The 6,457-nt window shown below is 48.4% G+C and carries 6 protein-coding genes and 1 pseudogene; 2 read left to right on the top strand and 5 right to left on the bottom strand.

The features are described 5' to 3' along the window. Window positions 1–459: 459 nt before the first annotated feature. Window positions 460–1,737, bottom strand: a complete 1,278-nt coding sequence (fabF, locus tag F566_RS0100610; RefSeq protein ID WP_020405037.1) for a beta-ketoacyl-ACP synthase II — start codon at window positions 1,735–1,737, stop codon at window positions 460–462. A gap of 289 nt (window positions 1,738–2,026) precedes the next feature. Between fabF and F566_RS0100615 the strand changes: the two genes are divergently transcribed. Continuing rightward, the gene (locus F566_RS0100615) at window positions 2,027–2,656 is read left to right on the top strand and encodes a TetR/AcrR family transcriptional regulator (protein ID WP_020405038.1); all 630 of its coding nucleotides are present in this window, start codon (window positions 2,027–2,029) and stop codon (window positions 2,654–2,656) included. A gap of 44 nt (window positions 2,657–2,700) precedes the next feature. Here F566_RS0100615 and bfr (F566_RS0100620) read toward each other — a convergent pair whose 3' ends face one another. Then, window positions 2,701–3,168 (bottom strand): bacterioferritin, encoded by a 468-nt coding sequence (gene bfr, locus F566_RS0100620; RefSeq protein ID WP_020405039.1) that lies wholly within the window; start codon window positions 3,166–3,168, stop codon window positions 2,701–2,703. A 2-nt stretch (window positions 3,169–3,170) separates the two neighbouring features. Further along, window positions 3,171–3,647, bottom strand: coding sequence for a bacterioferritin (gene bfr, locus F566_RS0100625; protein ID WP_020405040.1), 477 nt, complete (start codon window positions 3,645–3,647; stop codon window positions 3,171–3,173). 359 nt (window positions 3,648–4,006) lie between these two features. On the opposite strand from bfr (F566_RS0100625), the gene F566_RS0100630 reads away from it, so the two are divergent. Then, window positions 4,007–4,744 carry a substrate-binding periplasmic protein gene (locus F566_RS0100630; protein ID WP_020405041.1) on the top strand — a complete coding sequence of 246 codons (738 nt, stop codon included), beginning with the start codon at window positions 4,007–4,009 and terminating at the stop codon, window positions 4,742–4,744. A gap of 92 nt (window positions 4,745–4,836) precedes the next feature. Here the strand turns inward: F566_RS0100630 and F566_RS0100635 are convergent, their stop codons facing one another. Continuing rightward, the gene (locus F566_RS0100635; protein ID WP_020405042.1) at window positions 4,837–5,877 is read right to left on the bottom strand and encodes an AraC family transcriptional regulator; all 1,041 of its coding nucleotides are present in this window, start codon (window positions 5,875–5,877) and stop codon (window positions 4,837–4,839) included. Between the two features lie 295 nt (window positions 5,878–6,172). Beyond that, window positions 6,173–6,457: pseudogene (locus tag F566_RS36050) on the bottom strand (IS4 family transposase); the annotation flags it as partial.

Genomic DNA, 6,457 nt, shown 5'->3' on the forward strand with positions numbered 1-6,457 from the left:
CTTACGCTTCTTATTCTGGTATTCAGCTTCGGAGAAAGTCATCTGATCCATGGATAGTATTCCTGATGAGTGAAGTTGGCCGTATTATGACTGATTTGGGGAGTTATTCAGAGCCTCCTTAATTCTTTCCCAGCGTTAGAAAGTCTATCGCTGTGACATCCAGGGGAGATAGGTTATTTCTACGGAATCTTTGCCTAATACTCCGAAGTTTCCATCGCTTGAGTCACTTCACAGTTGCCAGCAGTGGCACTAGGGTGGGCACCGGCGGGCTATTATCCCAGCCTGGCAAAAGGGTGAAAAGCTGCGGCTTGTATAAAATCAAGAGCCATCCCGGGACGCATTTACCTTTACGCGTCCATTCTCCTGCTCTGATGATGAAGCCCTGTCTACACAGGGCTGATTCTCTGCTGTCAGTGATAAACCAATGTCGGCCGTATATTGATGCCCATCATCAACCTGTCAGCCACGAGGCAGACGACTGAACACCACCGAGGCGTTTACCCCACCAAATCCAAAACCATTACAGAGCACATGTTCCAGGCTTTTTGGTCGGGCATGATTGGGGACAAGATCCAGATCCGACATATCCTGATCCTGTTGGTTTAGGTTCAATGTCGGCGGGAGCTGACCGTGACACAGCGCCAGCACTGAAAAGATACTTTCAATCCCTCCCGCGCCCCCCAGCAGATGACCTGTGGCAGATTTAGTGGAGGAAACCGGTACCTTTGGCAGCAGACCGCCAAAGACATTGCGAAGTCCGGCAATCTCGGCTTTGTCTCCAACCGGCGTTGAGGTGGCATGGGCATTCACATACCCAATGTCTTCCGGTGTCACATTTGCCATCCTCATGGCAGCCTCGACTGCAGCGGCGGCTCCGGAACCGTCAGGTGGTCCGGCAGAAATATGATAGGCATCGGCACTGGTTCCATAACCGCTCAGCACAGCCAGCGGTTTGGCACCTCGGGCCAAAGCATGGTCAAGAGTTTCGATGACCATCAGGCCAGCCCCTTCCCCCATGACGAAACCATCCCGCTCCTGATCAAAGGGCCGTGACGCCTGTTCAGGCTCCTCGTTACGCGTGGACAGCGCCTTCATGGCATGAAAAGAACCCAAAGACAAAGGATCAATACAGCCCTCAGTTCCCCCGACTAACGCCACTTCAGCTTCACCACTGCGAAGCATCCTCATGCCGTCGCCAATGGCCTGTAATCCTGCGGCACAAGCTGTAACGGGACAACCAATAGGCCCTTTGAAACCATAACGTATGGAGATATTTCCCCCAGCGAGGTTGGCAAGGAACGCCGGTACGATAAACGGCGATAAGCGCTTTACCCCTTTACGCTCCAGGATAGACTGGGCATTGGTAATGGTTGGTAGACCGCCATTCCCCGTAGCGATGACTGTCGCCGTTGCACGCCGGTCAGCCTCACTGGAAGGAAACCAATTGGCCTGGGTCAGGGCCTCCTCTGCCGCCGCCAACGCATAAAGAGTAAACAGATCCACTTTTTTGCGTTCCTTCGGACTGATCACAGCATCGACATCAAAGCCAGCCTGAGCATCCTGTTCTTTGGAGGGAACCGAACCGGCGATCTTGACGGGAAAGTCAGATGTATCAAACCGATCAATCCTGCCCACACCGGAGCGGCCTTCCAATAATCTCTGCCAGACGGTGTCAACGCCACATCCCAACGGGCTGACAATTCCCATACCCGTGACCACGATTGGTGTCATCGTCATAGTGTCCCCACTCTCTTAAAGTATTTAAAGACAAACTTTCTGAAACTCTATTGGCCTGATCACCGCTATGACACAACGGGCAGGCACATAAAATATCAGCAAGTTCAGCCGCAGGCGCTTTGCTATCTATTGGTTACCCTGCTGCCTTGTCTATGGTCATATTGACAAGTCACAGCCTGACCTCTGACAAATCAGCAGTACGCCTATCTGATAAGGGACACACTAATTTCAATTAATATATGATCAAGATAATATTCTCTTCAGACTCGATTGGAGGAGGTGGAAGTCCATGCCTTATTCAAAGCAACATAAACTGAAAACCCGGGAGCGCATACTACAGGCTGCGACGGATCTTTTTTGTCGTTATGGTTTTGACAAAGTCTCAATTAATCAGGTGATGTCTTCCGCCAAAATGACCCATGGGGCTTTTTACGCTCATTTCGATTCCAAAGAGGCGCTCTATCGGGCTTCCATCGTGGACACAGTACGCCGCAGCAAAGTGGCCAGACTGGCCAAGGACCCTTTGTCACTCAAGCACATGACAGAGCTGGTCAGTAATTACCTGAACCTGAGAGATCTGACACATGCCAATGTTCCCGGCCCCGAATCCATTCTGTTTAATGACATTGACAGCACACACCCGGAAATCAAGAAGGCTTATGAAGAATCTTATCTTCGTTTGGTGAAACTGCTGGAAACCCGCTTGAAAGCGCTTCGCCGTCTTAATCGGTTGCCCGTTACAGACAGCGTTACAACTGTGGCGGACAAAGCCAGGGTGATTGTTGCATCTCTGGTCGGCGCCGTTGCGGTCGCCAAAAGTATCAGCAAAGAAGAGGAGCGACGCAGAATTCTTTCGGCGGCTCAAAAACAGATATTGTACCTGTTGGGGTACAGTGGCAGCGAAATGAGGACAGTCTAGCCAGCTCAGAGGGGACCGCTCCAAAGGAGCGGCCAGATAGGACATTACATCTGCGATTGCAGATAGTTTTCCAGCCCAATCTTTTTGATCAGTCCCAGTTGCTGTTCCAGCCAGTAGGCATGATCCATTTCAGTGTCGTCCATCAGCGTTACCAGCATTTCACGGGTCACATAATCCTGTTGATCTTCACAGAGTTTCACCGCTTTCTTGAGCGCTTCATCAACGGCGTACTCTACATCCAGGTCACTTTTCAGCATGGCAGGAACATCCTTACCAATATTCAGCCCCTCACGAGTCACCATGTCTGGAGTGCCCTCAAGGAAGAGAATACGCTGGATCAGCTTTTGAGCATGGCCTTTTTCGTCGTCGAATTCATGGGCAATCCGCTCATGAAGTTTATGCAAGCCCCAGTCAGCGTACATTTCAGAGTGAATGAAATACTGATCCATGGCAGCCAGTTCATAGGCCAACAGTCCGTTCAGGGCTGAAATAACTTTCTTGTTACCTTTCATAATCAATCACCATCCGAAATTTGCGCTTGTAAGTAGTTCTGGATGCCCATGTTGGCAATCTGGTACTGCTGGGTTTCCAGCCAGTCCACATAGTCCTCTTCATATTCCAGAATGTCGGTCAGAAGAGCACGGCTCACAAAGTCCTTTTCCTGTTCGCAAAGTGCGATAGCGTCCCTGAGCTGTTTGATCTGATTGAGCTGAAACTTCAGGTCACACTCCATCATTTCTTCGGTATTTTCCCCGATGTGGAGCAGATCCAGTTTCTGCAGGTTTGGCATACGTTCAAGGAACAGAATTCGCTCGATGAGATCATCGGCCTGCTTCATGTCCTTAATCGATTTTTTGTAACTGGCTTCATTCAGTTCTTCAAATCCCCAGTTACGATACATCCTAGCGTGCAGGAAGTAGCGGTTAATGGAGGTCAGCTCTGTCGTGAGAACTCCATTGAGAGCGGTAATGATCTGATCATTCGATTTCATGCAGCAGCACCGAAAGTTTGATGTGTTGAACGAGTTAATTAACTACGTAAGTTAGATCGGCACAGTTTAGTCGCATTCAAAAAAAATCACAAAATTTCCTTGTATTTCAACTACATACAAATGGTATCGATTATCATTAAGATGTCCTTTTGTATTTGAGACACAGTGCTATTTAGTGTTGTCTGGCTCTGCTAAAAACATAAGAAAATATCCACCTTGCGGGATAGGTGGTAACCACGACTCGGTTTCTGCCTATGGTGGTTCACACGTATCCAACTAGGCTTACGGGCCCTGGGTCCGTTAGCACGATTAAACCGACTATACTTTCCCTAAACTTGCTCTACTTTCTTGAGGCATTTATGAAGTCAATTAGTGCATGGGTTCTATTGCTGCTTTTTTCGCAAGCTGCTTTGGCAGAACCGGAAACCTTTCAATTGGTTACAGAGAATTTTCCTCCCTTCAACATGAGCCTGACTGGCAATGAGTTTGAACATGATGAAGAGAACATCGGAGGGTTCAGTACCGAAGTGATTCAGGAAATGTTCCAACGGGCACAATATCCCTACCGCCTGAAACTGCGGAACTGGAACTTCGCCTATAACTTTGTACAGCGTGCTCCCTACCGAGCGGTATTCGGTACAGAGCTGACAGAGGCCCGACAACCGCTGTTCAAATGGGTTGGCCCAATCGCGGATAACGACTGGGTTTTGTTTGCTCTGGAAGACAGCAATTTCAATATTAAGTCGTTGGAAGATGCCAAACCCTACCGAATCGGTGGCTACAAGGATGATTCCCGGACACAGTATCTGAAGGACAATGGATTCAAGGCATCAGAGCTGAGTGACGATGGTCTCAATCCGAAGCGCCTGGTCGACAAACAGATCGACCTGTGGATCAGTAGTACGGTATCCGGCTATTACTACGCCAGAAAAGCAGGCATCACCAACATTAAGCCCATTTTTAAAATTCGCAGCGCCAACCTTTATCTTGCACTCAACAAGGATACGCCAGACGAATACGTGAATAAGCTGAACAGCATTCTAAAGGATATGCGGGAAGAAGGTGTGATTGACGAAATTGCAGCGAAGTACCGCTAACTCGTGACGGCTTAATCAGCAAACCGGGCAGTGGCGATGTACTCTGTCCGGCAACCTCTGACTCACTCATGCCCTGTCATCCGGGTATAAAGTCACACCCAATTCCCTTGCCGATAAAACTCAAAAGACCTTCCCGTCCATTTCCTGAAAGCCTTCCTGAAGGCGGAAACGCTATTGAATCCCAGCTTTTCAGCAATCTTGTAGATGTACATATTACTGAAAGCCAGCATCTTAATTGCCTCCTCCTTCTTTACATCATTGAGAATGTCCTGGTATTTGATATCGCAGTATTTCAACTTCCTTCTCAGGGTTCTGCTGGTCAGGTTCAGCTTGAGTGCGGCTTCTTCCTGTGAAGGAGACATGTTGGGGTGGCTGAGCACCAGATTGCGGATAGAGGTGATAATGGAGTCCGGTGCATCGTATAGCTTCCGGCTCTGTATCGCATGAATCATGGCCGCACACTTTACAGGATCATAGGTGTCGATACACCAAGACAATACATCACACCTGAATCTGATCGAACTTTGTTTTGTATTGAACCTGAAACTGATATGGCTCAGGTTGTTTTCATTGAATATCCTGGCGATGTTCTGAATTGGGAGGCCGTCTGAGAGTCGATGATTAGCATCATGCGCCTTACCTGGTGTATCCAGTCCCTCATCACCCACCACGGAGCGAAACAGGTACATCGTAGAGAGCCCAAAAAGTAATTCAAAATAGACTTTGGCTTCTCCAAGCTCCTTTCGGGCACTAAATAAAATCTCGCTGTACTTTGGCGTTTTACGCAGTTCCAGTACACTGATAACGCCTTCCACGCCAAAGTATCTGACATAGGTTTCCAAGGCGACTTCAACATTCCTTGAAGACCTCACAGCACTGCCAATCATGCCAGGGGACTTTATACCGATGTACCGACCAATACTCATCCATAGCCGGTCGTCGGATGCTAATTGGTTCACTCTTTCAATGACTGAAATCTGGGTCTGTATCGGGAGTTTTCCGGTATCACCTGACAAAAGCCCATCAAGCAGATCTGCGCCCTCGACCACCTGTTCGGCATTGTATCCATTAAATGCGAGCCAGCAGCAAATCTTCCTGACAAAGTAACAATCCAACAACTTAGTTCCATTCATTGCTTGTACTTCATTTTGATAATGACGAGATTCTCACATCTCCTGTCAATCAATCATGTCATCGACCATCAAGACATCCAATGAGGGTTTTCCAGTGCCCGTGACGAAGAACAAAAGATAGAGGAATAGAGGATGAGAAAGATTAAGACCGCAAGGGAATCTAAAAGTTTCTTGATAGGCGGAAGTGGCCAGTGAAACCATGACAGCCGCCCAGTGCGATACTGTCACACCTCAAACGACGGTATGGAAGGTATACAAAAAGGAGACAGAAGCTCCCTAATTAGTGCAATGCTGTTCACTTAAGAGGAGCAGCATTGCGATCTACTGGATATCGGGTCTTTGATATCTTAACCGTCCGAGGTGTCGTAGGCCTCGGACGCCTCTCCAAAAACAGACTACTAATTCCCGATCTTAACTCTGACAAGCGCCGACCTGTTCCAGATATCGGATTGGAAGCCGCCATCACAATTAACTGAACAGCAATATAATCACACACTGGTTTGAAGCGAATGTCAGACGGGGCTCGATCAAAGCTTACCGCCGCAATCGATGCTTCTCGCCTTATGATGTTGTAGCACAG

The organism is Hahella ganghwensis DSM 17046 (assembly GCF_000376785.1).
In the GTDB taxonomy this organism is placed as follows: domain Bacteria; phylum Pseudomonadota; class Gammaproteobacteria; order Pseudomonadales; family Oleiphilaceae; genus Hahella; species Hahella ganghwensis.

Bases quoted from the DNA above. Each gene is read 5' to 3' on its own strand.
- fabF (WP_020405037.1), bottom strand. From the start codon at position 1,737: ATGACGATGACACCAATCGTGGTCACGGGTATGGGAATTGTCAGCCCG.
- F566_RS0100615 (WP_020405038.1), top strand. From the start codon at position 2,027: ATGCCTTATTCAAAGCAACATAAACTGAAAACCCGGGAGCGCATACTA.
- bfr (WP_020405039.1), bottom strand. From the start codon at position 3,168: ATGAAAGGTAACAAGAAAGTTATTTCAGCCCTGAACGGACTGTTGGCC.
- bfr (WP_020405040.1), bottom strand. From the start codon at position 3,647: ATGAAATCGAATGATCAGATCATTACCGCTCTCAATGGAGTTCTCACG.
- F566_RS0100630 (WP_020405041.1), top strand. From the start codon at position 4,007: ATGAAGTCAATTAGTGCATGGGTTCTATTGCTGCTTTTTTCGCAAGCT.
- F566_RS0100635 (WP_020405042.1), bottom strand. From the start codon at position 5,877: ATGAATGGAACTAAGTTGTTGGATTGTTACTTTGTCAGGAAGATTTGC.